Raw genomic sequence first — 24,087 nt, 5'->3', positions numbered from 1 at the left:
GCATGCTACGCCCGATCAAGACGATCGTCTTGCACGGACGTCTCGCACACACGATTCAGACGCTCGTACTAGACAAGCGTCTGACACGCCCGTACTGTCTCCCCCATGACCGCAACCACCGGCCGCGCAGGCCGTCGCGAATGGATCGGCCTCGCCGTCCTCCTGCTCCCGACCCTCGTCCTGACCATGGACATGGGCGTGCTCTTCTTCGCCGTCCCCTACATCTCCACCACACTGGCGCCGAGCGGCACCGAGCAGCTGTGGATCATGGACATGTACTCGTTCCTGCTGGCCGGGCTGCTGATCACCATGGGTGCGCTGGGCGACCGGATCGGCCGCCGCCGGCTGCTGATGATCGGCGCCGCCGGCTTCGCCGGGGCCTCGCTGCTCGCCGCCGCCGCGGACAGCGCCGGCCAGCTGATCGCCGCCCGCGCCCTGCTGGGTGTCGCCGGGGCCACCGTGATGCCCTCGACCCTCGCGCTGATCCGCACCATGTTCCACGACCCCAGGCAGCGCCAGATCGCACTCGGCGCCTGGGGCGGCGTCCTGACCACCGGCGCCACCCTCGGGCCGGTCGCGGGCGGCCTGCTGCTCGACCACTTCTGGTGGGGCTCGGCCTTCCTGCTCGCCGTGCCGGTGATGGCCCTGGTGCTGCTCACCGCCCCGGTGCTGCTCCCCGAGTACCGCTCCCCGCAGCACGGCAGCTTCGACCTGCTCGGCGCCGCCCTCTCACTGGCCGCCGTCCTGCCGCTGGTCTACGGCGTCAAGACGCTCGCGGTGGACGGCTGGGACCCGCTCGCCGCGCTCGCCGTCCCGGCCGGCCTGCTCCTCGGCGGCGCGTTCTACCGGCGGCAGCGCACCGCCGCCAACCCGCTGCTCGACCTCGCCCTGTTCCGGATCCGCACCTTCAGCGGCGCGATCAGCGTCAACACGGTGGCGATGTTCGCAATGATGGGCTTCACCCTCTTCACCTCGCAGTACCTGCAGCTGGTCAAGGGCATGAGCCCGCTCACCGCCTCGCTCTGGTCGCTCGTCCCCAGCGTGGGCGTGGGCGCCGCGGTCGGCCTCGGCGCGGCGCTCGCCGGCAAGGTCCGCCCGGCGGTGATGATGGCCGGGGGCTTCCTGATCGGCGCGGCCGGCTTCGCGATGATGACCCAGGTCGGCGCGGACTCCCCGCTGGCGTTCATCCTCACCGCGGCGGGCGTGCTGGCCGCCGGCACCGTCGGCACCATGACCCTCACCGCCGAGATGGTCGTCTCCGCCGCCCCCGTCGAGCGGGCCGGCGCCGCCTCCGCCACCTCCGAGACCGCCGTCGAACTCGGCAGCTCCCTCGGCATCGCGCTGCTCGGCGCGGCCGGCGCCGCCGTCTACCGCTCCCACCTGGACGGCGCCCTCCCGGCCGGCCTGGACGGCGAGGCCGCCCGCACCGCGCAGGACACCCTCGGCGGCGCGGTCGCCGTCGCCGCCCAGCTGCCCGGCCGGCTCGGCACCGATCTGCTCGCCACCGCCCGCACCGCGTTCACCGACGGCCTGCACGTCGCCGCCGTGGTCGGCCTCGTCCTCGCGGCCGGCGCCGCCCTCCTCGCCTACCGCCTGATGCGCCACCTCCCCGCCGCCGCCCCCGAGCCGGCCGCCGCCTGACCCCACCGCCGATCCCCCGCGAGCGCGTCATCGCAGCCCCCGCCCACCCCGGGCGGGGGCTGCCGCGTTTTCCGCCGGGGCCGAGGCCGCCGCCGGTCTGCCGGCTCCTCGCGGTGGATCCCGGCACGGCCGGTCGCCCGGGGCCGCTGCCCGGGGTTCGCCGGGCTGCGCCGGAGGGAGCCGCGTGCCAGGCTTCCCGAATGACCAACGAGGTGAACCACGGGCGGGTGCGCGGGAGTTATGACGCGGTGGCGGAGGAGTACCGGGAGCGGGTGGGGGACGAGCTGGGGTTCAAGGTGATGGACCGGGCCCTGCTGGGCGTGGTGGTCGAGGGGGCCGCCGGGGGGACGGTGGCGGATCTGGGGTGCGGGCCGGGGCATGTCGCGGGGTGGCTGGCCGGGCAGGGGGTCCGCGCGGTCGGGGTGGACCTCTCGCCCGCGATGGTGGCGGTCGCCCGGCGGGACCACCCCGGGGCGGAGTTCCGGGTCGGGGACCTGCTGGGGCTGCCGGCCGGGGACGGCGAGTTCGCGGCCGCGGTGGCGCTCTACTCGGTGATCCACCTGGAGCCGGAGGAACTGCGGCCGGCGTTCGAGGAGATCCGGCGGGTGCTGCGGCCCGGCGGCGTGCTGCTGGTGGCGTTCCACCTCGGCACCGAGGTCCGGCGGCTGGACGAGTGGTGGGGCCACCGGGTGGACCTGGACTTCCACTTCCTGGAGGAGCGGACGGTGGCCGGACTGCTCGCCTCGGCCGGGTTCACCGTGACGGCCCGGCTGGAGCGCGGCCCGTACCCGCAGGAGGCGCAGACCCGCCGCGGCTACCTGTTCGCGCACCGGGACTGACCGCCCGGCCCGGCGGCCGGGAGGGACGACGGCAGGCCGCGGGCGGGGGACGGAACCGGCCAAAAGGCGGGCGCGGCCCCGGCGCGGGAGGCGTGCTCCCCGGTCGCGCGTTCCCCGGCCGGACCGGGCGGCACCGGCGTACGGCGGCCGGCCGGAGCCGGTCCCACCCGGCCTGACCTCGGCGGACAGCGGTGCCCCGGACGGGCCGTGACGCACCGCGCGGCGTCCGCCCCCGCAACATCTGGTTTTTGACCAGCGTTTCCCGGCCGGTGTATACGTTCGCCGCCACGGGCAGGCATACTGGCCAGGACGGGCGCTTTGCCCAACTGTGACGTATCACTCTAGACGAGAAGGGACCGGTGGCCAGGGATGCTGCGTAACGGTCTTGAGCCCTGGCACGTGCTCGTGGTGCTGGCTGTCGTGATCCTGCTGTTCGGGTCGAAGAAGCTGCCGGAGATGGCCCGCGGCCTCGGCAAGTCGATGCGCATCCTCAAGGCGGAGACGAAGGCGATGCGCGAGGACGACACGCCCGCCGCCGACGCGTCCCAGGGCACCGCGCAGAGCACCGCCCAGAGCACCGCCGCCCCGGCGCAGCCGGCTGCCGAGCAGCCCCGCCAGGCCGTGAACCCGACCAATGTGACCAAGGCCACCGAGCAGCCGCGGTCCACCACCACCGCCTGAGACCCAGCGGCCCGAATCCGGCCGGAGCCCCCGCCCCGTGGCGGGGGCTTCGTCGTGTCCGGCTGTTCGGCCGCCTCGCCCCCGGGCTCGACTGGCCGTCCGTTTTGATCCGTTGTCTCCTGGTGTGCACCACCGGAGGAACGGAGTCCACGCATGGCGAGCGAGGAGCCCGGCGCCCGGCCCGGCGAGCGCACCGGGCTGCGCGCCCGTCCCGCCGCCGTCGGGGCCCGGACGGACGGCGGCCCGGCCGTCCGGGCGGCCGGCACCGAACGGGTGACCGGCGGGCCCGCCCGGCCGGAGTTCCCGGACGAGCCCGGCGCCGGTCCGGCCGGGGCGCGCCGACCGCGATGAGCACCCGGCAGCCCCCGCCCCCGGTCCCGGCCGCGTCGCCCTCCCGGGACAATCCCGACCTCCGGGCCTGGGGCCTGCTGCTCGGCTCGTTCACCCTGCTGATGCTCGGCTACTTCACCCTTCCGCTGCGTGTCCTGGGCAAGGACCGCCCGGGGCTGAGCTGGGTGCTCTTCGGGGTGGTGCTGACCGGCCTGACCGGGCTGCTGGTGGCCCGGATCGTCGACACCTTCCGCGGCACGGGCCGTCACCCCGGAGTCTGGCTGGCCTTCCTGATCTGCCTCTCGCTGACCGTCTTCGCCGGCACCTACTACGTCCTGGCCGACCGCCCGGGCGAGTTCGTCGGGCTGGAGACCCGGCTCGACTCGCTGTACTTCACGGTCGTCACGATGGCGACCATCGGCTACGGGGACATCACCCCGGCCGGACAGGGGCCGCGGCTGGTGGTGCTGCTGCAGATCGCCTACAACTTCGTCTTCCTGGCGGCGGCGGCCGGCGCGCTGGGCCGGACCGTCCGCAGCGGCATGGAGACCCGCGCCGCCCACCGGGAGGAGCACCCCCGCGAGCACCGCCGCGGCCGCGGGCACCGCGGGGGCGACGCGGCTTAGGGCTCGCCCTGGGAGCGGCCGGCGTCGATCACGCAGAAGCGGTTCCCGTCCGGGTCCTCGACGACCACGAAGTCCGGGTCCTCCGGGTAGAGGTCCCAGTCGACCCGCCGGGCGCCGAGGGCGACCAGCCGCTCCACCTCGGCCGCCTGGTCCGCCGCGTCGGCCGCGTAGAGGTCCAGGTGGACGCGCGGGTGGTGCTGCGGCGGGGTGGTGCTGCGGCCGAGCGCCACCTGGACGCCGGGCGCGCCGTCCGCCGGGACGAGCACCACCCAGCGGTCCTCGACCAGGCCGTCGCGGGGGACGTAGCCGAGGGCCTCGCCCCAGAACGCCGCCGCGCGGCGGACGTCCGCCACCCCGAGCGCCACCGAACCGATTCTCAGCACGCCGCCGATTCTGCCGGACGGGCGGGCCGCCCGTCCGGCGGACGGGTGAACGGTCAGGCGGGGACCAGTCCGGGCTCGCCGGCCGCCACGGCCCAGGAGGCGGAGGTCCGCACCGGCGACTCGCGGACGTCGACGCGGTCGACCGTGCGGGCGTCGGTCAGCCACCGCTCCCGGTCCACGTCCAGCCGCAGGTAGCCGCGGCGCAGGCCGTCGAAGTAGCGCACGTGCGGGTTGAGCGAGGGGTTGAACGCCTTGAGCGCCGCGTCGAAGGCGGCCGGGAACTCCGAACTGACGCTGGTGGCCGTGAACTCGACGGCGACCGGGGCGGCGGCGAGGTCGTCGCGGTCGATCCGCAGGTCGCTGAACCAGGAAGAGTGGATGTCCCCGGCGAGCACCACCGGGTTGGCCACCCCGGCGTCCCGCAGGAAGCGCAACAGCCGGGCGCGGGCGGGGTCGTAGCCGTCCCACTGGTCGAGGTTGGCGAGCGGTGGCAGCGGGTGGGCCGGGTCCAGGATGTTGGGGACGCGGACCTGGCTCGTCATCACCTGCTGGGCGATGACGTTCCAGCGGGCCCGGGAGCCGCTCAGGCCGCGGCGCAGCCACTCCTCCTGCTCCGCGCCGGTCAGGGTGCCGGCGGTGTTCCCGAGGCCGTCCGCCACGGGGCCGAAGTCCTGGCTGTGGCCGCCGGGTTGGTCGGTGCGGTACTGGCGGGTGTCGAGCACGTTGAGCCGCAGCAGGTCACCGAAGTCGAAGCGGCGGTACAGCCGGTAGTCGGGGGAGCCGTTGCGGTAGGGGGTCCGCAGCGGCATGTGCTCGTAGTACGCCTGGTAGGCGGCGGCGCGCTCGCGGGCCATGGCGGCGGTGTCCTGGTGGGCCGCGCCGGTGTCGTCGATCTCGTCGACCAGGCCGGCGTAGTTGTTCTCGACCTCGTGGTCGTCCCAGGTGACGATCCAGGGGAAGGCGGCGTGCGCGGCCCGGAGGGCCGGGTCGGTCTTGTACTGGGCGTGGCGGGCCCGGTAGTCGGCGAGGGTGACCAGCTGGTTGAGGCCCGGGGTCTGCGGGGTGGTGTGCAGGCGGTCCGGGAGGGCGCTGTTCGGGTCGGTCTCGTAGATGTAGTCGCCGAGGTGCACGACGGCGTCGAGGTCCTCGGCGGCGAGCGCGGTGTACGCGGGCCAGTAACCGTGCTGCCAGTCCTGGCAGTTGACCACGCCGAGGCGCAGCCGGCCGGGGCGGGCGCCGGCCGCGGGGGCGGTGCGGGTGCGGGCGGCCGGGCTGAGGTGGCGCCCGGCCCGGAAGCGGTACCAGTGGTCGCGGCCGGGCTGGAGTCCGCGCACGTCGACGTGGACGCTGTGGGCGCGCCCGGCCTCGGCGGCGGCGACGCCGCGCCGGACGACCCGGCGGAAGTCCGGGTCCGTCGCGACCTCCCAGGAGACGGGCACGGTACGGGTGCCCATCGAGGCGGCGTCGAACGGGTCGGCGACCAGCCGGGTCCACAGGACCACGGCGTCGGGCAGCGGGTCGCCGCTGGCCACGCCGAGGAGGAACGGGTCGCGGCGGACCGGTTCCGCGTGCGCCGTACGGAGGTCGAGCGCCTGGGCGCCGGCCGCGACGGCCGCGCCGACCAGCAGGCCGCGGCGGCTGAGCGCGGCGGACCGGGGGCGCGACGGGCCGGACGGCGGGGGTGCCGGGGACGCGGACGGCGTGGACGGCGTGGACGATGCGGACGGCGGCACGGGAGACCTCCTGCGGCTGCTGAAGCTCGGGGACACCGAGGCCGACATTCCATCAGAGCGACGTACGCCCGGCCGTGAACAGGAGACGACGCCTTTCCCCTTCCCCCGTCCTCCGCCCGGGAGTTACCGGCCCGCGCCGTCCGCTCCCCCGCCACGCCGGAGCAGCGACATCAGGAGCAGGAAGACGGCCGACAGCACGGCCGCCACCCGCAGCACGCCCGGCGCGGCCTCCCAGACCGCCTGGTCGGCCTGCTCGCCCGGGCCCATCGCGGTGCCCCAGCGGCCCTGGGCGCGGCCCCAGAACCAGAGCGAGCTGCTGCTGATCGTCATCAGCGGGATCCCGAACACGGCCACTTTGCGGGTGAGGTCGGACAGTTGGCGGGAGAGGTAGCCGAGCGCCCAGCCGATCAGCATGGCGATGAGCTGCCCGGTGACGGCGCCGCCGATCAGCACGGCGGCGGAGAGCAGCAGCAGCGCCGAGGGGCGGCGGACGGACGCCCCGGCCTTGGCGGGCCCGCCCGCGGCGTCGGGCGCGCCGTCGGCGGGGGCGGCCCCGGCGTCCGGCGCGCCGCCCTTGCCCTTGCGCGCCTTGGTCTTCTTCGCCCGGCGCTTCTTCGTCCCGGGGGCGGCGGGCGGCTCGGTCGGCTCGGTCGCCGGCGGGTCGCCCGGCGCGGCGTCCCCGCCCGCGCCGGGGCCGGTCTCGTCCTCGGGGGCGGTCCGCTGCCCGGGGATCGGCCGGTTGGACGCGACCGGGCCGTCCCCGAAGTCGATGCTCACGTAGTCCCAGTCGCCCGTGTGCACGGCGCGGTACGCGGGCGGCAGCGCCTCGGGGTCGACGGGGGCGCCCTCGGCCGGCTTCGCGATCCACGGCGAGCCGCCGTCCCGCCCGGAGGCGGCGGACGGCGCGGCCTTCGGGGACGACCCGGCCCCCGGAGACGGCGCGGCCTTCGGGGACCGCGCGGGCGGCGGCAGGAACGCGGCGGGCGCGCCGCTGTCCGCCCCACCACCCGGCGCGGACGGCGGTCCGGCGGGGCGCGGCGGCACCGGGGGGCGCGGCGGTGCGGCGGGCGCCGGCTCCTGCGCGTACACGCTGTCCCCCTCACCACCCCCGCCCCGGCCCCCGGCCCCCTGGGCACCCGGCGGCTCGCTCCAGGGCCCCTGCTTGCGCCACCACTCGCCGTCCGCCATCCCGCACACCCCGCCTTGCCCGTACCGAACCGGACCCGCCGCGCGCCGGACGCGGCGTCGTCCCCGCCGACCGTGACGCTACCCACCCGCCACCCCGCCACGCGAGCCGCAACGCCCCGGACGGCCACCGCCGCACCGGCCGTCGCGTCGACGCCGGGACCCTCCCGGCCCGCCGTCACCCGACTAACCTAGGTCGAATGACCACACCGCAGGGCCCCCAACGCCAGGCCAAGTCCGCCGCCGGCCCCCGCACCCTCGCCGAGGAACTGCGCGCCCGGCCCGACGACGACCTCGCCGCCCTGCTCCGGTCCCGCCCCGACCTGCTCAACCCCGTGCCCGGCGACCTCACCCAGCTCACCGCCCGGCTCTCCTCCCGCGCCTCCGCCCTGCGCGCGCTGGAGCGGCTGGACCGCTTCACCCTGCAGACCGCCGAGGCCCTCGCCGCCCTGCCCGACGGCGCCACGCCCGCCGCCGTGCGCACCCTGCTGGCCGGGCCGGTCAAGGTGAAGCCGCACCCCGGCGCCACCCCGCTGAGCGCCGCCGACCGGTCCGCCGTCGCCGCCGCACTCCCCCGCGCCCTGGCCACCCTGCGTGACCGCGCGCTGCTCTGGGGCCCGGACAACGGCCTGCGCCTGGTCATCGCGGTCCGCGAGGCGCTCGCCCCGACCGCCGTCAACCCCGGCCGCACCGGCCTCGGCCCGACCTTCGCCGAGGCCACCACCGGGATGTCCCCGGCCCGCCTGCAGCAGTTGCTCGCCTCCGCCGGACAGCCCGCGACGCCCGACCCGGTCACCGCCGTCGCCGCGTTCACCGCGCTGCTCTCCGACCGCGCCCGCTGCGCGGACCTGCTCGCCACCGCGCCCGAACCCGCCCTGCGGCTGCTCGACCGGCTGGTCTGGGGGCCGCCCACCGGCACCGTCCCGGACGCCACCCGCCCGGTCACCGCCGAGGACGCGCAGAGCCCGGTCGAGTGGCTGCTGGCCCGCGGTCTGCTGCTGCCCAGCAGCCCGGGCAGCGTGGTGCTGCCCCGCGAACTCGCCCTCCACCTGCGCGGCGGCCGCGCGCACCGCACCGTGGAACCGCTGCCGCCGGAGCCGGCGCCCGCCGCCGCGCCGCGCGAAGCCCGGGTGGTGGACGGCGCCGCCGCCGGTCAGGCGCACACCGCCGTGCGGACCGTCGAGGAACTGCTCGACCTCTGGGGCCTCACCCCGCCGCCCACCCTGCGCGCCGGCGGCCTCGGCGTGCGCGACCTCAAGCGCACCGCCCAGGCCCTGGACAGCACCGAGCCGGTGGCCGCCTTCTGGCTCGAACTCGCCTACACCGCGGGCCTGCTGGCCCCGGACGGCGAGGTCGACGAGCACTGGGCGCCGACCCCCGGCTACGACGAGTGGCTGCGGCTGGACACCGCCGAGCGGTGGACCGTGCTCGCCCGCGCCTGGCTCGCCGCCACCCGCGTCCCGGCCCTCGCCGGCGCCCCCGACGGCAAGGGCCGGCCACGGGCCGCGCTCGGCCCCGAGCTGGACCGCACCCTCGCCCCGTCCGTCCGCCGCGCCGCCCTCGCCCTGCTCGCCGAACTCCCGCCCGGCACCGCGGCCACCGCCGGGGAACTGCTGCCCACGCTGCGCTGGCAGCGTCCGCTGCGCGGCGGACCGGCCGCCCCCGACGGCGGCGGCGACCTGCGCGACCAGCTGGTGGCCTGGACCCTCGCCGAGGCCGAACTCCTCGGCGTCACCGGCCGCGGCGCGCTCGCCGCCCCCGCCCGGGCCCTGCTCACCGCCGAGCACGACCCGGCCGCCGTGCTCGCCCCGCTGCTGCCGCAGCCGCTCGACCACGTCATCCTGCAGCCGGACCTCACCGCGATCGCCCCCGGCCCGCTGCTCACCCCGCTCGCCCAGGCGCTCGCGCTCTGCGCCGACATCGAGTCCAAGGGCGGCGCGACCGTCTACCGGTTCACCCCCGGCTCGGTGCGCCGCGCCCTGGACGCCGGCCGCACCGCCGCCGACCTGCGGGCCTTCCTGGCGCAGCACTCCCGCACGCCCGTGCCGCAGCCGCTCGGCTATCTGATCGACGACGTCGCCCGGCGGCACGGCCTGCTGCGGGTCGGCGCCGCCTCGTCCTACCTGCGCTGCGACGACCCGGCCCTGCTGAACGAGATCCTGGCCGACCGCCGCTCCGCCGACCTGCGGCTGCGGCTGCTCGCCCCCACCGTGCTGGCCGCCCAGGCCGCGCCCGACGTGCTGCTCGCGGGCCTGCGCGCCATGGGGTACGCGCCGGCCGCCGAGTCCGCCGAGGGCGACGTGCTGATCACCCGCCCGGACAGCCACCGCACCCCGCCGCGCGCGGCCCCGGTGCCCGTCCCGGACGGTCCGCCCGCACCGGACGACACCCTGCTCGCCGCCGCGGTCAAGGCGATCCGGGCCGGCGACCGGGCCGCCACCGCCGTCCGCCGCGAGCCCACCGCCCCGGCCGGGCGTCAACTCCCGCGCACGGCAGCCGCCGAGACCCTGGCCGCGCTGCAGACGGCGGTCCTGCTCGGCGAGCGGATGTGGATCGGCTACCTCAACGCGGAGGGCCTGGCCAGCCAGCGGATCATCGACCCGGTCAAGGTCGAAGGCGGCTACGTCACCGCCTTCGACCACCACGACGGCGAACTGCGCACCTTCGCGCTGCACCGGATCACCGGCGTCGCCGAACTGGACGAGTAGCCCGCGCCGCGCAGCGGGCGACGGGCAACGGGCTCAGTGCCCCTGCTGCTTGGCGGCCTGCTCCGCCTGCTTCTCCTTGAGCGCCTTGTCCGCCATGGCGGCGAGGTCGCCCTGCCCCACCGGCATCACGGAGGTCGCGCCGGTCAGGTCGGCGAGCAGGAACCCGGGCGAGGCCAGCAGACCGCCCGGCCCCTCCCCGACGCCGGCGATCGCGTGCGCGGAGCCGGCCGAGGAGGCGGTGGCGGCGAAGGCCGTGCCGGCGAGGGCGAGAGCGGTGAGGACGCGCTTCGACTTGTTCATGCCCTGCCCAACGAGCCACCGCGCCGACGGTCACCCCCCGCCACCCCTTCCGCACCGCCCGTACCGGCAGTTGACGCCCCGCCCCCACCGGCGTAGTCCGGAGTGCGGGGGGTGACGAAAGGAGTCATCATGCTCGGCGATCCGATCGGCAACACCCAGGGCCATGACACCGGCCGGCGCGTCCTCGACGCCGGGGACGGCCATGTCGTCGTCGAGGTCTCGTTCGAGGGCAGCGGCAGCTACTACGGCACCCCCGTCACCGGCTTCGGCACCTACGAGTCCGAATTGCGCGCCGACGGCAGCCTGCACGGCGAGGGCCAGGGCGTCGACATGACGGCCGACGGCGAGAGCGTCGTGTGGCGCGGCATCGGCATCGGCCGCTTCACCGGGGGCGGCGGCACCAGCTGGCGCGGCTCGCTCTTCTTCACCACCTCCTCGCCCCGGCTCGACCGCCTCAACCACGTCGTCGGCCTCTTCGAGTACGAGGTCGCCCCGGACGGCAAGTCCACCGGCGCGTTCCACGAGTGGAAGTAGCCTTCCCGCCCTTCCGGCCCGCGGCGGTCCCGCCCACCCGTCCGGATGCGCGACACTGGAGGGTCGGCGTCCCGACGGACCCGCAGACCCGACAGACCTGTCAGCCAGTGGAGGGCACCCCCGCGTGAACGACGGACCGCTCATCGTCCAGAGCGACAAGACTCTTCTCCTGGAGATCGACCACCCCAAGGCCGCCGACTGCCGCCGGGCCATCGCGCCGTTCGCGGAGCTGGAGCGGGCGCCCGAGCACGTGCACACGTACCGGGTGACGCCGCTCGGGCTGTGGAACGCGCGGGCCGCGGGCCACGACGCCGAGCAGGTCGTGGACGCCCTGGTGACGTACTCGCGCTACCCGGTGCCGCACGCGCTGCTGGTCGACGTGGCCGACACGATGGCCCGGTACGGGCGGCTGCGGCTGGTCAGGCACCCGACCCACGGGCTGGTGCTCACCAGCACCGACCGACCGGTGCTGGAGGAGGTGCTGCGGTCCAAGAAGATCGTCCCGCTGGTCGGCGCCCGGATCGACCCGGACACCGTGGTGGTGCACCCCTCCGAGCGCGGCCAGATCAAGCAGGTGCTGCTGAAACTCGGCTGGCCCGCCGAGGACCTCGCCGGCTACGTGGACGGCGAGGCGCACCCGATCGACCTGGAGGAGGACGGCTGGAGCCTGCGCCCCTACCAGGCGCAGGCCGTGGAGGGCTTCTGGCACGGCGGCTCGGGCGTCGTCGTGCTGCCCTGCGGCGCCGGCAAGACGCTGGTCGGCGCGGCGGCGATGGCGCACGCCAAGTCGACCACGCTGATCCTGGTCACCAACACCGTCTCGGCCCGCCAGTGGAAGCACGAGCTGGTCCGGCGGACCTCGCTCACCGAGGACGAGATCGGCGAGTACAGCGGCACCAGGAAGGAGATCCGCCCGGTCACCATCGCCACCTACCAGGTGATGACCACCAAGCGGAAGGGCGTCTACGCCCACCTGGAGCTGTTCGACGCCCGCAACTGGGGCCTGGTCGTCTACGACGAGGTCCACCTGCTGCCGGCCCCGGTGTTCAAGTTCACCGCGGACCTCCAGGCCCGCCGCCGGCTCGGCCTGACCGCCACCCTGGTGCGCGAGGACGGCCGCGAGGGCGACGTGTTCAGCCTGATCGGGCCCAAGCGCTTCGACGCCCCGTGGAAGGAGATCGAGGCGCAGGGCTACATCGCGCCCGCCGACTGCTGCGAGGTGCGGGTCACCCTCACCGACTCCGAGCGGCTCGCCTACGCGACCGCGGAGCCCGAGGAGCGCTACCGCTTCTGCGCGACCACGGCGACCAAGCGCCGGGTGGTGGAGGCCCTGGTCAAGAAGCACGAGAAGGACCAGACGCTGATCATCGGCCAGTACATCGACCAGCTCGACGAGCTCGGCGAGGCCCTGGACGCCCCGGTGATCAAGGGCGAGACCAGCAACGCCCAGCGCGAGAAGCTGTTCGACGCCTTCCGCAACAAGGAGATCGGCGTCCTGGTGGTCTCCAAGGTCGCCAACTTCTCCATCGACCTGCCGGAGGCGACCGTCGCCATCCAGGTCTCCGGGACCTTCGGCTCCCGGCAGGAGGAGGCCCAGCGCCTCGGCCGGGTGCTGCGCCCCAAGGCGGACGGGCACGCCGCCCACTTCTACTCGGTGGTCGCCCGCGACACCGTCGACCAGGACTTCGCCGCCCACCGCCAGCGCTTCCTCGCGGAACAGGGCTACGCCTACCGGATCATCGACGCGGACGACGTCCTGTAACGGCGGGGACGGGGGTGGCTCGGAGGGGCGGACGCGGCTAGGATCGTCCGTCTGCCCCCTCCCGAACCGTGGTACCTGCTGAAGTCGCGCAGGCAGCCGGGGGAGGTACCGGCCGTTCGGCAACCGGCCGGTATCCACCGTGAGCTCCTACGATCCGCTGCGCCCGCGTCCGGGGCAGCCGGGAAGGTTCGCTGTGCCCGCCACCCCCACCACCGACCCCCTGCAGCGCGAACGCGACCACCTGGCCGCGTCCAGGGCCGCGCTGCGCGCGATGCGCGAGGACGTCGAGTCCCTGGACATCCGCGACGTCACCGGCACCTGGGTCACCGCCCTCGTGCTGCAGAACCAGATCGAGGCCAGGATCGCCGCCCTGGCCGACCTCTCGCACACTCCGCTGTTCTTCGGCCGGCTCGACTACCTGCACGCGATCAGCGAGGAGTTGAGCGAGGGATCGGGCGGGGAAAGCTTCTACATCGGGCGCCGGCACGTGCACGACGCGGACGGCGACCCGATGGTGATCGACTGGCGCGCGCCGGTCTCCCAGCCGTTCTACCGGGCCAGCCGCACCGAGCCGCTGGACGTCGAGCGCCGCCGCCGCTTCGGCTACACCGGCGGCGAGCTCACCGCGTACGAGGACGAGCACCTCTCCGACCCCGCCGAGGACGAGACCTCCTCCGCCCTGCTGGCCGCGGAGATCGAGAAGCCGCGCGTCGGCCCGATGCGCGACATCGTGGCGACCATCCAGCCGGAGCAGGACGAGATCGTCCGCGCCGACATCTCCGGCACCCTCTGCGTGCAGGGCGCCCCCGGCACCGGGAAGACCGCCGTCGGCCTGCACCGCGTGGCGTACCTGCTGTACGCGCACCGCGAGCGGCTGGCCCGCACCGGGACCCTCGTGATCGGCCCCAACAACGCCTTCCTCTCCTACATCGAGCAGGTGCTGCCCGCGCTGGGCGAGCTGGACGTCGCGCAGGCCACCGTGCAGCAGCTGGTCGGGCACGTCGAGGTGCGCGGCGAGGACACCCCCGAGGCGGCCCGCCTGAAGGGCGACGCCCGGATGGCGGAGGTGCTGCGCCGGGCGGTGCGCTCCGGCATCGCGCTGCCCGCCGAACCGTGCGTGGTGGTCCGCGGCTCCCGCCGCTGGCGCGTCCCGGTGCACGAACTGGTCGCGATCATCGAGGAACTGAAGGGCCGTGACATCCGCTACGGGGCGGCCGCGGAGGCGCTGCCGCAGCGGATCGCGCACGCCGTGCTGCTGAAGATGGAGCAGGGCGGCGAGGCCCCGGACGACCGGGTGCAGGACGCGGTGGCCCGCAACTCCGCGGTGAAGGCGGTGGTCAGGGCGTGCTGGCCGGCCGTCGACCCGGCCAAGCTGGTGCTGCGGCTGCTCTCCGAGCCGGAGTTCCTGGCCGCCTGCGCGCAGGGCGTGCTGAGCGCCGAGGAGCAGGCCGCCGTGCTGTGGCCCAAGCGGGGCCGCTCGGTGAAGACCGCCCGCTGGACGGCCGCCGACGCCGTCCTCGTCGACGAGGCGACGGACCTGGTGCGGCGCACCCCCTCGCTGGGGCACGTGGTGCTGGACGAGGCGCAGGACCTCTCGCCGATGCAGTACCGCGCGGTCGGCCGCCGCTGCACCACCGGCTCGGCGACCGTGCTGGGCGACCTCGCGCAGGGCACCACCCCCTGGGCGACGGCGAGTTGGCCGGAGGCGCTGCACCACCTGGGCAAGCCGGCCGCCCACATCGAGGAGCTGACCAAGGGCTTCCGGGTACCGGAGGAGGTCATCGCGTACGCCTCCCGGCTGCTGCCGTCGATCGCCCCCGGGCTGAATCCGGCCAGTTCGGTGCGTGAGGCCCCGGGATCGCTGACGGTCCGCCGGGTCACCGAGGGGGAGCGGACCGAGGCCGTGGTCGAGGCCTGCCGGCGGGCGCTGGAGCGGGAGGGGTCGACCGGTCTGATCGCGGCCGACGCGCGCGTCCCGCTGCTCGCGCAGGCGCTGGCCGAGGCCGGGCTGGCGCACCTCGCACCCGGCACCGAGACCAGTGCCGAGGCCCGGCTGACGCTCGTCCCGGCGTCACTGGCCAAGGGTCTGGAGTACGACTACGTGGTGCTGGACGAGCCGGCCGCGGTGGTCGCGGGCGAGCCGGACGAGCGGACCGGGCTGCGGCGGCTGTACGTGGCGCTGACCCGTGCGGTCTCCGGCCTGGAGGTGCTGCACGCCGAGCCGCTGCCGGAGCAGCTGGGCTGAACGCGCGGGGCCGGTCCGTCGGCACGACGGTCCGGCCCCGGTGCCCCGACGGCGGGCCGCCGGCTCAGCCGTCGATCATCGCCCGCCACTCGGCGACCTTGGCGGCGTCGACCGGCGTCTGCCAGCCGTCCACCCGGACGGCCCCGCCGACGTGGAAGGCGTCGAACCCGGCCGCCCGCAGCCCCGGCAGGTGCTCGGCCCGCAGGCCGCCGCCGATCAGGATCCGCTGGGTGTGGCCGGGCTCGCCGGCCCGGGCCAGCTCGGCCAGCAGGACGTCCCGGCCGGCGTCCACGCCGCCGGCCGCGCCGGAGGTGAGGAAGGTGTCCAGCCCGGGCAGCGCGCCGACGGCCGCGCGGACGGCGGCCCGGTCGGCGCTGTGGTCGATCGCCCGGTGGAAGGTCCAGCGGCAGCCGGCCACCGCCTCGGCGACGGCCTCGGTGGCGGCGAGGTCGACAGCGCCCGCGGCGTCGAGGAAGCCGAAGACGAACTCGTCGGCGCCCTCGGCCCGCAGCGCGGCGGCGCGGGCGCGCAGCTCGTCCAGGTCGCCGGGGGCGAAGCCGTCCCGGATGCGGAGCATGACGCGCAGCGGCAGCTCGACGGCGGCACGGATCCTGGCGAAGTCCTCGGCCGACGGGGTGAGACCGTCGGCGGCCATGTCGGTGACCAGTTCGAGCCGGTCGGCGCCGCCCGACTCGGCGGCCTGGGCGTCCTGGGGCGTCAGCGCGATGACTTCGAAAATTGGTCTAGACATATCGGATAGCCTGCCACACCGGTCCGCCCCCCGGCGAGCCCCGTGCGGCCGGTTGGCCGGACAACGCGCCCCTCCCGGGAACGCGCGACGGCCGGACACCCAGGTCACGCACCCCGGTCGTCCGGCCGTTCGCGGGGCGGCGAGGCCCCGGCCGTCCCCGCCCTCAGGCGTGGCTCCGGCCACCTCCCGCCCCGGCACCGCCGCGGCGCAGCAGCCGGCCTGCCGCCAGCAGCACCACCAGCACCGCGACCGCCATCGGGAGCAGCCGCCACACGCCGCCGACCGTCTGCCAGACGCGGAACAGGTTGAACCCGGCCGTCAGCGGCAGCACCGCGAGCCCGATCGCCGCCGGAACCAGCCGCTCGCGCGCCGCGAAGAGCAGCGCGAACAGCGGGACGAGCAGCAGCGCCGCGGCCGCCGCGCCGTCCATCAGCACGAAGGAGCCGTAGAAGTCCTCCGCCCACAGGACCAGCCCGCCGCCCACCGCCGCCGCGACCACCACGGCCCGGTCGCGCCAGCTCGGACGCTCCAGCAGCTCCTGCGGCGCGAGCGCGAGGAGCAGGCCGGCGAGCAGCGCCGGGGACGCCTGGGCGATCTCCAGGAAGCAGAGCCAGGTGTTGGGGGCGTAGGCGACGGCCGCCCACACCGCCCCCCAGAGCCCGACGAACGCCACGGCGAGCGCCGCGAGCCGCGCGAGCCGCCACCGGCCGGCCAGGACCGCGGCGGCCAGCAGCAGCGGCGCGATCACCATGCCGACGCCCCACAGGAAGTAGGGCACCTGGACGAGCCGGTCCGGCAGCCTCCACAACAGGGAGTACCCGCCGGGGCGGAGGGCGTCGTACCCGACCAGGGTCAGGCTCAGGCCCGCGATCGCCCCGGCGATCAGCGGCGCGGCCAGCGCGAGCAGCCGGCCCGCGAGCGAGGTGGCGGTCAGACCGGTGCGCATCCGCAGCCCGTACGACCCCAGGTCGAGGGCCTCCCGGACGGTGGCGAGCCGGCCCGCCCCCTCCGTGCTGTCCGCGAAGACGGCGGACAGCTCGTCACCGCGCTCGCGCCGGTAGCGGGCCGGGTAGAGCCGGAGCGCGGCGCGGAACGCCACCGGGTCCGCCACCATCCCGGGGAAGGACTGGATCGTCATGCGTAGGCCCCCCTGACCTTGATGAATGCGAGCTTGGCCGACGCCGCGGCGGGCCGGACGACGGTCGGGCGGACGGCCGCCAGCCGCCGCTCGGCCTCCTCGGCGACGGCGCGCAGCCGCTCGGCCTCGGTGGCCAGCGCGCCCCGTCCGCCCTCGGTGAGCGCGTAGGTGCGCCGGGCGCGCCCGTCGACGATCTCCTCGGAGGCGACCTCGATCAGGCCCTGCTGGAGCAGCCGGTCGAGGGCGCCGTACAGCGTGCCGGTGCGCATCTTGACCCGGCCCTCGGAGATCGCGGAGATCTCCTGGATGAGCGCGTAGCCGTGCCTGGGGGCATCGGCCAGCGCAGTGAGCAGAAGCAGTGTCGGTTCCTGCATGGCCCGTTCCGTCATGGAGCTACATATACCTCTCGCCGACATATCCAGTCCAGTGGAATCGACCGTTCGTGCGGCGCCGCCCAGCAGAATGGCGCCATGCCCGACGCCGACGCCCCCGCCGACCTGCTCGCCGCCTGGACCGCCCTGCTGCACCGCTGCGGCGCGCACGCCGACCCCGCCCCGGCCGGCCGGGAGCTGCTGCGCCGCTGGTCCGAGCCGCAGCGCCGCTACCACACCACCGACCACCTGCGGGCGGTGCTGGGCCACGTCGACGCGCTCGCCGGGCACGCCGGCGACCCGGACGCCGTCCGGCTGGCCGCCTGGTTCCACGACGCCGTCTACCGCCCGGACCGCTCCGAGAACGAGGAGCGCAGCGCCGTCCTCGCCGTCCGCGCGCTCGCCGGGCTGGGGCTGTCGGCGGCCCGGGTGGAGGAGGTCGCCCGGCTGGTCCGGCTCACCGTCACCCACCACCCCGCGCCGGGCGACCGCGACGGCGAGGTGCTGTGCGACGCCGACCTCGCCGTGCTCGGCGGTCCGCCGCAGGACTACGCGGCGTACGCGGCGGCCGTCCGGGAGGAGTACTCCTTCGTGCCGGCGCCGGACTTCCGCGCCGGGCGCGCGGCCGTGCTCCGGCAGTTGCTCGCGCTCCCCTCGCTCTACCGCACGCCCACGGCGCACGCCCGCTTCGACGCCGCCGCCCGGGCCAACCTCGCCGCCGAACTCGCCCGCCTGGAGACCGCCGGCTGAGCGCACCCACCCGGCCGGCGGCCTCCGGGCCGCCTGACGTCACGCCGCCCGGCGTCACGCCGTCCGGCGCGCCAGCGGCAGCCGCGAGCGGGTGAACGCGGCCGCGCCCAGCCCCGCCACCACCGGCAGCACCACCGTGATCATCACCAGCAGCCCCCACGGCGCGGTGAACGCGGCCGCCGGCTCGCCGATCCGCCCGCTCGCGTGCGAGCGCAGCAGCGCCGCCGCGGGCACGAACCCGCTGACCGTACCGATCACCGCCCCGAGCCCCGCGATCAGCGTGCTCTGCAGGCCGGCCTGCACCCGGTGGATCCGCGGCGGCGCACCGACCGCGGCCAGGGTGGCCCGGTCGGCCAGCGAGTCGGCGGCGGCGAGACCGGTGGCCACGGCCGCGGCGCCCAGCACCACCACCCCGGCGAACCCGGCGAGCGCGAGGCCGATCACGTCGTCCTTCGGCTGGAAACCGCGCTCCACGTGCAGCGTCGCCCGCGGGACGACCTGGGCCACGTCGGCCTCCACGCGCTGCTGCACCTTGGCGGTGGGCGGGTGCGCGGGCCGCCACACCGAGCCGATCGACTCGGTGGCGAGACCGGCCTTGCGCACCGCCTCCGGGCTCATCAGCAGCCCCCCGTACCGGGCGGCGTCCGGGTTGTCGACCAGGAGCGCGTCGACCGCGATCTCCTTGACGCCCGGCTGCGGCGCCTCCCCCGGCTGGACCGGGCCACCGCCGGCCGCGCCCATCATGGTGAGCACCGCCCGGCCGTCGTGCAGCCGGTCGCGGTCGAAGACGATCGCCCGGCCGGCGGCCAGGGCCTCCTCGACGGCCCGGTCGTCCACCCCGAACAGGTTGCGCAGCACCGTCGCGTCGCCGACCAGCGCGCGGCTCCCGGGGCCGCCGTCCTCGAACCGGCCGCCCGTGCCCTTGGCCCGCACCGCGCTGGAGCAGCCCTCGCAGAAGACGTACAGCATGCCGTGGACGTCGGCGCGCGCGCCCGCGTCCGGCAGGTCCCGCTCGACGGCGGCGCGCAGCCGCGGCAGCTGCGGGTCGTCCGGCTTCATCGGGGCCTCGACCACGACGGCCCCCATCGGGGCGGCCGGCCGGTAGGCGGCCCGGTCCTGGGCCTCGGTGCCGGTGGTGTAGACGCCGACGGCGACGGCTCCGGCGACGGCGGCCATCACCGCGGCCACGGCGGGCGCGGTGCGGCCGCGGTGGCGGGCCGAGTCGCGCAGGGCCAGCCGGGGGCCGAGCGGCAGCCGGGCGGCGAGCCGGCCGGACAGCGCGATCAGCAGCGGGGTGAGGAGCAGGAAGCCGATCTCGGCGGTGACCGCCCCGGCGAGCACGGTGAGCGCCTTCCGGGTGAGCCCCTGGAACACCGGCAGGCCGGTGGCGTCCTGGCCGCCGGCGCCGTAGAGCGCCAGGCCCGCACCCGCGACGACCAGGACCAGACCCAGCAGCGGGAGCCTGCGGCTCGGCGCGCCGACGGTGTCCCGGCCGGTGAGGCCGGCCACCACGTCGCGGCGCGCGGCCTGGACCGCAGGCACCACGGCGGCCAGCAGCGCGGTGACCACTCCCACGGCGGCGATCGCCAGCAGGTCGAGCGGCGCGATCGCGAAGTGTCCGAAGCGGCTGCCGCCGGCCTCCTCCGCCCAGGTCCGCAGCACGGCGACCAGTCCGACGCCCGTCACCAGGCCGACGGCCGCCCCGACGGTTCCGAGCACCAGCCCGGAGCCGAGCACGACCGCGCGGACGTGGCCGCGGTCGCCGCCGGCGGCGCCGATCAGGGCGAGCTGCCGGCGCGCGCGCCGGGCGCCCACCGCGAAGGCCGGTCCGGCCAGCAGGGCGACCTCCAGCAGCGCCATCCCGGCCACCGTGGCCAGCACCACGACCCGCTTGTCCGCGTCGGGGAGCCTGAACAGATCGGGGTCGTAGGTGACGGCGGACGCGGGCGGCGGATCGAGCGCCACGGCGCGCGAGGTCACCGTGAAGCCGTACCGGTTGAGCGTGCGGACGGCGGGCCAGTCCAGGGCGGCGCCGCCGGGCATCCGCACCAGCCAGCGCTCCGGGCGGCCCTCGTCCGCCCCGGCCGCGGTCAGCCCGGACGGGCCGCCCGCGGCGGACGGGCCCGCCGCGGCCAGCGGGGCGGTCAGCTCGCCGGGCCGGGCCACCAGCTCGACCTTGTCGAGGTCCCCGGGGTACTCGACCACGGCGGTCAGCCGGAACGGCGTCGTGTCGAGGCCCTTGACCGTGGTGGAGTCACCGATCCGCAGTCCGGCCTCGGTGAGGAAGGCCCGGGTGACGGCCGCCTCGTGCGGCGCGCTCGGCGCCCTCCCCTCGACCAGGTCGAGCCGGCCCTGCCAGATCCGGTCGGTGAGGTCCGCCTCGGAGGTCGAGGTGGTGAACAGGCCCTCGCGGGTGGAGGTGCTGACCGCCGGCCCGGGGGTGGCCGGCAGCAGCAGGGCGCCGGCGGGCAGCAGCCCGGCGACCAGGCCGCTGGGGGAACCCGCCGCGGCGGCGGCCGCCACCGAGGCCGGATCGGTCCGGTCCTCCTGGAGCACCTGCACGCCGTCCTCGGCGAACGGCCCCTGGTCGACCGAGCGGCCCGGCCGGTGGGCGGTGATCAGGGCGTCCGCCCCGCCCATCAGCCGTTCGACCCGTTCGCCGGGGGTGAGCTGTCCACTGCGGTGGACGACGTCGGCGCCGGCGACACCGAGCACCGGAAGCGCGACCATGGCGGCCACCAGGGCGCTGCGGCCCTTGGCGCGCAGGGCGTCGCGGCGGGCGATCCGCAGGGCGACGCGCAGGGCGGAGAGCTTCATCACCGGCCGCCGTTCCCGCCGACCGGCAGCAGCTGCGCGGCCTGCCGTCCGCTGGTCTCCTGGACCACCAGGCCGTCGCGCAGCACGACCACCCGGTCGGCCCAGACGGCGTGCCGGGCGTCGTGGGTGACCATCATGGCGGCGGCCCCCGCGTCGCAGCGCGCCCGCAGCACACCGAGCACGGCCTCGCCGGTGGCCGAGTCGAGGGCTCCGGTGGGCTCGTCGGCCAGCACCAGCCGCCGGTCGCCGACCAGCGCGCGGGCGATCGCGACCCGCTGCTGCTGGCCGCCGGACAGCTGCTCGGGGAAGCGGTCGGCCAGCTCGCCGATGCCCAGCTCGTCCAGCGCGGCCCGGGCCTCGCGGCGGGCGGTCCGCCCGGAGACGCCGTCCAGCTCCCGGGGCAGCGCGATGTTCTCGGCGGCGGTCAGCGCGGGGACGAGGTTGTAGTCCTGGAAGACGTAGCCGACCGAGCGGCGCCGCACGGCGGCCAGGCCGGTGCGGCTCAGCGCGCCGAGTTCGACGCCCTCGACCAGCACCTGTCCGCGGCTGGGCCGGTCCAGGCCGCCGGCCAGCGTGAGCAGGGTGGACTTCCCGGAGCCGGAGGGCCCCATGACGGCGACGAACTCGCCGGGGCGGACGGCCAGGTCGACGCCGCGCAGCGCCTGTACCTCGGCCGCGCCCGCGCCGTGCACCCGGGTGACCGCCCGCAGCTCCAGGACGGGCCGGGTCGGATCTGACTGGGACATGGGTCTCCCCCTCGCTTGGCCGTGAAGGCTCAGACGGACTATATAAGTCGGTAGACTACATATGCCGTCCATCGGTTCCGCAAGCCGTGAAAAAACCGCCGCCGTGCCGGGGGGCACGACGACGGTCGGAGCCGGCGTCCGGAGGAGAGGGGAGGTCAGGTGAGCGCCCCCACCGCGGCGACCACGACGCCGCGCTTGCCGCACACCCAGTGCGGGTCCGGCCCCAGCTCGGGCTCCACGCCCAGCGCGTGCGGATCCCCGTCCGCCGCGCAGTCCTCGCACAGCGGCCAGCGCCCGTGGCTCTCCAGCAGCGCGTCCTGGACGTCCTGGGCCACCAGGCCCAGCACGAACGCGGCGCCGTCCGGCCACTGCTCCAGCCACCAGCGCCGGTGCGTCACGGCCTGCTCCACCAGCGACACCACGGCGGCGTCGGCGGCGTCCCGCGCGGTCAGGTCGGCCAGGATCAGCGCCCGCGCGGAGTGCAGCGCCGTCTCGATGTCGTCTGTCGTAGCCATCCGTCCAGTCTCCCAAGAAGCTCCGGGAACGCCGCACGGGCGGCTCCCCGGAGGGAACCGCCCGTGCGAGCGAGAACAGCCGATCCGACCAGCGGATCAGAAGTCCATGTCACCGCCCGGCATGCCGCCGCCGGCGGCCGCGGCGGCCTTCTCCGGCTTGTCGGCGATGACGGCCTCGGTGGTGAGGAACAGCGCCGCGATGGAGGCGGCGTTCTGCAGCGCGGAGCGGGTGACCTTGGCCGGGTCGATGATGCCCTCGGCGACCAGGTCGACGTACTCGTTGGTGGCGGCGTTCAGGCCGTGACCGGCGGGGAGGTTGCGCACCTTCTCCACCACGACGCCGCCCTCAAGGCCGGCGTTGGTCGCGATCTGCTTGATCGGGGCCTCCAGCGCGACCTTGACGATGTTGGCACCGGTGGCCTCGTCGCCGTCCAGCTCCAGCTTCTCGAAGGCGACACCGGCCTGCAGCAGGGCGACGCCACCACCGGCGACGATGCCCTCCTCGACGGCGGCCTTCGCGTTGCGGACGGCGTCCTCGATGCGGTGCTTGCGCTCCTTGAGCTCCACCTCGGTGGCCGCGCCGGCCTTGATGACGGCCACGCCGCCGGCCAGCTTGGCGAGGCGCTCCTGGAGCTTCTCGCGGTCGTAGTCCGAGTCGCTGTTCTCGATCTCGGCGCGGATCTGGTTCACGCGGCCCGCGACCTGCTCGCTGTCGCCGCCACCGTCGACGATGGTGGTCTCGTCCTTGGTGATGACCACCTTGCGGGCGGTGCCCAGCAGGTCGACGCCGGCGTTCTCCAGCTTCAGGCCGACCTCCTCGGAGATCACGGTGCCACCGGTGAGGATGGCGATGTCCTGGAGCATGGCCTTGCGGCGGTCGCCGAAGCCCGGGGCCTTGACGGCGACGGACTTGAAGGTGCCGCGGATCTTGTTCACGACCAGGGTCGACAGGGCCTCGCCCTCGACGTCCTCGGCGATGATGACGAGCGGCTTGCCGCTCTGCATGACCTTCTCCAGCAGCGGCAGCAGGTCCTTGACCGAGCCGATCTTGGAGTTGGCGATCAGGATGTACGGGTCCTCGAACGAGGTCTCCATACGCTCCAGGTCGGTGGCGAAGTAGGCCGAGATGTAGCCCTTGTCGAAGCGCATGCCCTCGGTGAGCTCAAGCTCCAGACCGAAGGTGTTGCTCTCCTCGACGGTGATGACGCCTTCCTTGCCGACCTTGTCCATGGCCTCGGCGATCAGCTCGCCGATCTGGGTGTCGGCGGCGGAGATGGAGGCGGTGGAGGCGATCTGCTCCTTGGTCTCCACGTCCTTGGCCTGGGCCAGGAGCTGGTCGGAGACGGCGGTGACGGCCTTCTCGATGCCGCGCTTCAGGGCCATCGGGTTGGCGCCGGCGGCGACGTTGCGCAGACCCTCGCGGACGAGCGCCTGGGCCAGCACGGTGGCGGTGGTGGTGCCGTCACCCGCGACGTCGTCGGTCTTCTTGGCGACCTCCTTGACGAGCTCCGCACCGATCTTCTCGTACGGGTCCTCGAGCTCGATCTCCTTGGCGATGGAGACACCGTCGTTGGTGATGGTGGGGGCGCCCCACTTCTTCTCCAGCACGACGTTGCGACCCTTGGGGCCGAGCGTGACCTTCACTGCGTCGGCGAGCTGGTTCATGCCACGCTCAAGGCCGCGGCGAGCTTCCTCATCAAAGGCGATGATCTTGGCCATCTGAAGTGGTCCTCCGGGACACGGTCGACTGCTCGGACCAAGGGGTGCCCGCGACGGACGGCCCTGGTGTGCGGGGGTCCATTCCCCTACCGCTCCCGGGGGCCTCACCGACCCGGTCCGCTTGTCACTCTCAAGCTCAGAGTGCTAACGCCAATGATTAGCACTCTGGGTGGGCGAGTGCAAGCCCCGCGGGCAACCGCGCGAGCCGCGGCAGCATGAACGGCGGGGCCCGGCGGCCTGGGTCGCCCCGGCCCCCCCGGTAACCAAAGGCGCCCCCACCCATTGGGCGAGCCCAACAACAAGGTGGCGGTAA

At 75.5% G+C, this 24,087-nt stretch carries 21 protein-coding genes; 10 read left to right on the top strand and 11 right to left on the bottom strand.

Translation table 11 applies throughout. The features are described from left to right. The first annotated feature begins 105 nt into the window (after nucleotides 1-105). The 5 genes from ACFXAM_RS14000 (at nucleotide 106) to ACFXAM_RS13980 (ending at nucleotide 4,117) form a co-directional block, all read left to right on the top strand. On the top strand, nucleotides 106-1,641 hold the full coding sequence (locus tag ACFXAM_RS14000; protein WP_380290787.1) for an MFS transporter: 1,536 nt from the start codon (nucleotides 106-108) through the stop codon (nucleotides 1,639-1,641). 200 nt (nucleotides 1,642-1,841) lie between these two features. After that, the gene (locus tag ACFXAM_RS13995) at nucleotides 1,842-2,480 is read left to right on the top strand and encodes a class I SAM-dependent DNA methyltransferase (RefSeq protein WP_380290785.1); all 639 of its coding nucleotides are present in this window, start codon (nucleotides 1,842-1,844) and stop codon (nucleotides 2,478-2,480) included. Between the two features lie 369 nt (nucleotides 2,481-2,849). Beyond that, nucleotides 2,850-3,161, top strand: a complete 312-nt coding sequence (gene tatA / locus ACFXAM_RS13990) for a Sec-independent protein translocase subunit TatA (protein WP_380290783.1) — start codon at nucleotides 2,850-2,852, stop codon at nucleotides 3,159-3,161. 153 nt (nucleotides 3,162-3,314) lie between these two features. Next, a complete protein-coding gene (locus tag ACFXAM_RS13985) occupies nucleotides 3,315-3,512 on the top strand; it encodes a hypothetical protein (protein ID WP_380290781.1) in 198 nt (65 codons plus the stop codon). Beyond that, a complete protein-coding gene (locus ACFXAM_RS13980) occupies nucleotides 3,509-4,117 on the top strand; it encodes a potassium channel family protein (RefSeq protein WP_380290779.1) in 609 nt (202 codons plus the stop codon). Before ACFXAM_RS13985 ends, ACFXAM_RS13980 begins: the two co-directional genes overlap by 4 nt. Here ACFXAM_RS13980 and ACFXAM_RS13975 read toward each other — a convergent pair. The 3 genes from ACFXAM_RS13975 to ACFXAM_RS13965 form a co-directional block, all read right to left on the bottom strand. Continuing rightward, nucleotides 4,114-4,500 (bottom strand): VOC family protein, encoded by a 387-nt coding sequence (locus ACFXAM_RS13975; protein WP_380290777.1) that lies wholly within the window; start codon nucleotides 4,498-4,500, stop codon nucleotides 4,114-4,116. The genes ACFXAM_RS13980 and ACFXAM_RS13975 overlap by 4 nt on opposite strands. A gap of 53 nt (nucleotides 4,501-4,553) precedes the next feature. Further along, nucleotides 4,554-6,233 carry an alkaline phosphatase D family protein gene (locus ACFXAM_RS13970; protein ID WP_380290775.1) on the bottom strand — a complete coding sequence of 560 codons (1,680 nt, stop codon included), beginning with the start codon at nucleotides 6,231-6,233 and terminating at the stop codon, nucleotides 4,554-4,556. A gap of 123 nt (nucleotides 6,234-6,356) precedes the next feature. Beyond that, nucleotides 6,357-7,421, bottom strand: a complete 1,065-nt coding sequence (locus tag ACFXAM_RS13965) for a hypothetical protein (RefSeq protein WP_380290773.1) — start codon at nucleotides 7,419-7,421, stop codon at nucleotides 6,357-6,359. Nucleotides 7,422-7,618: 197 nt separating this feature from the next. On the opposite strand from ACFXAM_RS13965, the gene ACFXAM_RS13960 reads away from it, so the two are divergent. Next, nucleotides 7,619-10,126: a helicase C-terminal domain-containing protein gene (locus ACFXAM_RS13960; RefSeq protein WP_380290771.1), complete on the top strand. Its 2,508-nt coding sequence runs from the start codon at nucleotides 7,619-7,621 to the stop codon at nucleotides 10,124-10,126. 33 nt (nucleotides 10,127-10,159) lie between these two features. On the opposite strand, the gene ACFXAM_RS13955 is transcribed toward ACFXAM_RS13960, so the two are convergent. Continuing rightward, nucleotides 10,160-10,426: a hypothetical protein gene (locus ACFXAM_RS13955; RefSeq protein WP_380290769.1), complete on the bottom strand. Its 267-nt coding sequence runs from the start codon at nucleotides 10,424-10,426 to the stop codon at nucleotides 10,160-10,162. Between the two features lie 129 nt (nucleotides 10,427-10,555). On the opposite strand from ACFXAM_RS13955, the gene ACFXAM_RS13950 reads away from it, so the two are divergent. The 3 genes from ACFXAM_RS13950 to ACFXAM_RS13940 all read left to right on the top strand — a co-directional run bounded on the left by ACFXAM_RS13950 (nucleotide 10,556) and on the right by ACFXAM_RS13940 (nucleotide 14,967). After that, a complete protein-coding gene (locus ACFXAM_RS13950; RefSeq protein WP_380290767.1) occupies nucleotides 10,556-10,960 on the top strand; it encodes a hypothetical protein in 405 nt (134 codons plus the stop codon). 124 nt (nucleotides 10,961-11,084) lie between these two features. Beyond that, nucleotides 11,085-12,722: a DNA repair helicase XPB gene (locus tag ACFXAM_RS13945; RefSeq protein WP_380290764.1), complete on the top strand. Its 1,638-nt coding sequence runs from the start codon at nucleotides 11,085-11,087 to the stop codon at nucleotides 12,720-12,722. A 193-nt stretch (nucleotides 12,723-12,915) separates the two neighbouring features. Next, nucleotides 12,916-14,967 carry a HelD family protein gene (locus ACFXAM_RS13940; RefSeq protein ID WP_380290762.1) on the top strand — a complete coding sequence of 684 codons (2,052 nt, stop codon included), beginning with the start codon at nucleotides 12,916-12,918 and terminating at the stop codon, nucleotides 14,965-14,967. A gap of 64 nt (nucleotides 14,968-15,031) precedes the next feature. Here the strand turns inward: ACFXAM_RS13940 and ACFXAM_RS13935 are convergent, their stop codons facing one another. The 3 genes from ACFXAM_RS13935 to ACFXAM_RS13925 form a co-directional block, all read right to left on the bottom strand. Next, on the bottom strand, nucleotides 15,032-15,718 hold the full coding sequence (locus ACFXAM_RS13935; RefSeq protein WP_380290760.1) for a copper homeostasis protein CutC: 687 nt from the start codon (nucleotides 15,716-15,718) through the stop codon (nucleotides 15,032-15,034). Nucleotides 15,719-15,881: 163 nt separating this feature from the next. Beyond that, nucleotides 15,882-16,856 (bottom strand): hypothetical protein, encoded by a 975-nt coding sequence (locus ACFXAM_RS13930; protein ID WP_380290758.1) that lies wholly within the window; start codon nucleotides 16,854-16,856, stop codon nucleotides 15,882-15,884. Further along, the gene (locus ACFXAM_RS13925) at nucleotides 16,853-17,245 is read right to left on the bottom strand and encodes a PadR family transcriptional regulator (RefSeq protein WP_380290756.1); all 393 of its coding nucleotides are present in this window, start codon (nucleotides 17,243-17,245) and stop codon (nucleotides 16,853-16,855) included. Before ACFXAM_RS13925 ends, ACFXAM_RS13930 begins: the two co-directional genes overlap by 4 nt. 81 nt (nucleotides 17,246-17,326) lie before the next feature. Between ACFXAM_RS13925 and ACFXAM_RS13920 the strand changes: the two genes are divergently transcribed. Beyond that, nucleotides 17,327-17,977, top strand: coding sequence for a hypothetical protein (locus ACFXAM_RS13920; RefSeq protein WP_380290754.1), 651 nt, complete (start codon nucleotides 17,327-17,329; stop codon nucleotides 17,975-17,977). Nucleotides 17,978-18,031: 54 nt separating this feature from the next. Here ACFXAM_RS13920 and ACFXAM_RS13915 read toward each other — a convergent pair whose 3' ends face one another. From ACFXAM_RS13915 to groL, 4 genes are all read right to left on the bottom strand, one after another. Continuing rightward, nucleotides 18,032-20,794: an FtsX-like permease family protein gene (locus ACFXAM_RS13915; RefSeq protein WP_380290753.1), complete on the bottom strand. Its 2,763-nt coding sequence runs from the start codon at nucleotides 20,792-20,794 to the stop codon at nucleotides 18,032-18,034. Further along, nucleotides 20,794-21,540 carry an ABC transporter ATP-binding protein gene (locus tag ACFXAM_RS13910; RefSeq protein WP_380290751.1) on the bottom strand — a complete coding sequence of 249 codons (747 nt, stop codon included), beginning with the start codon at nucleotides 21,538-21,540 and terminating at the stop codon, nucleotides 20,794-20,796. Before ACFXAM_RS13910 ends, ACFXAM_RS13915 begins: the two co-directional genes overlap by 1 nt. Nucleotides 21,541-21,695: 155 nt before the next feature. Next, complete coding sequence (locus tag ACFXAM_RS13905; protein WP_380290749.1) at nucleotides 21,696-22,055, bottom strand: hypothetical protein; 360 nt, start codon at nucleotides 22,053-22,055, stop codon at nucleotides 21,696-21,698. A 96-nt stretch (nucleotides 22,056-22,151) separates the two neighbouring features. Further along, nucleotides 22,152-23,774: a chaperonin GroEL gene (gene groL / locus ACFXAM_RS13900; RefSeq protein ID WP_380290747.1), complete on the bottom strand. Its 1,623-nt coding sequence runs from the start codon at nucleotides 23,772-23,774 to the stop codon at nucleotides 22,152-22,154. Between the last annotated feature and the right edge of the window lie 313 nt (nucleotides 23,775-24,087).

The organism is Kitasatospora sp. NPDC059462 (assembly GCF_042749955.1).
Taxonomy (GTDB): Bacteria; Actinomycetota; Actinomycetes; order Streptomycetales; family Streptomycetaceae; genus Kitasatospora.
This window is presented reverse-complemented; position numbering and strand designations above follow the sequence as displayed.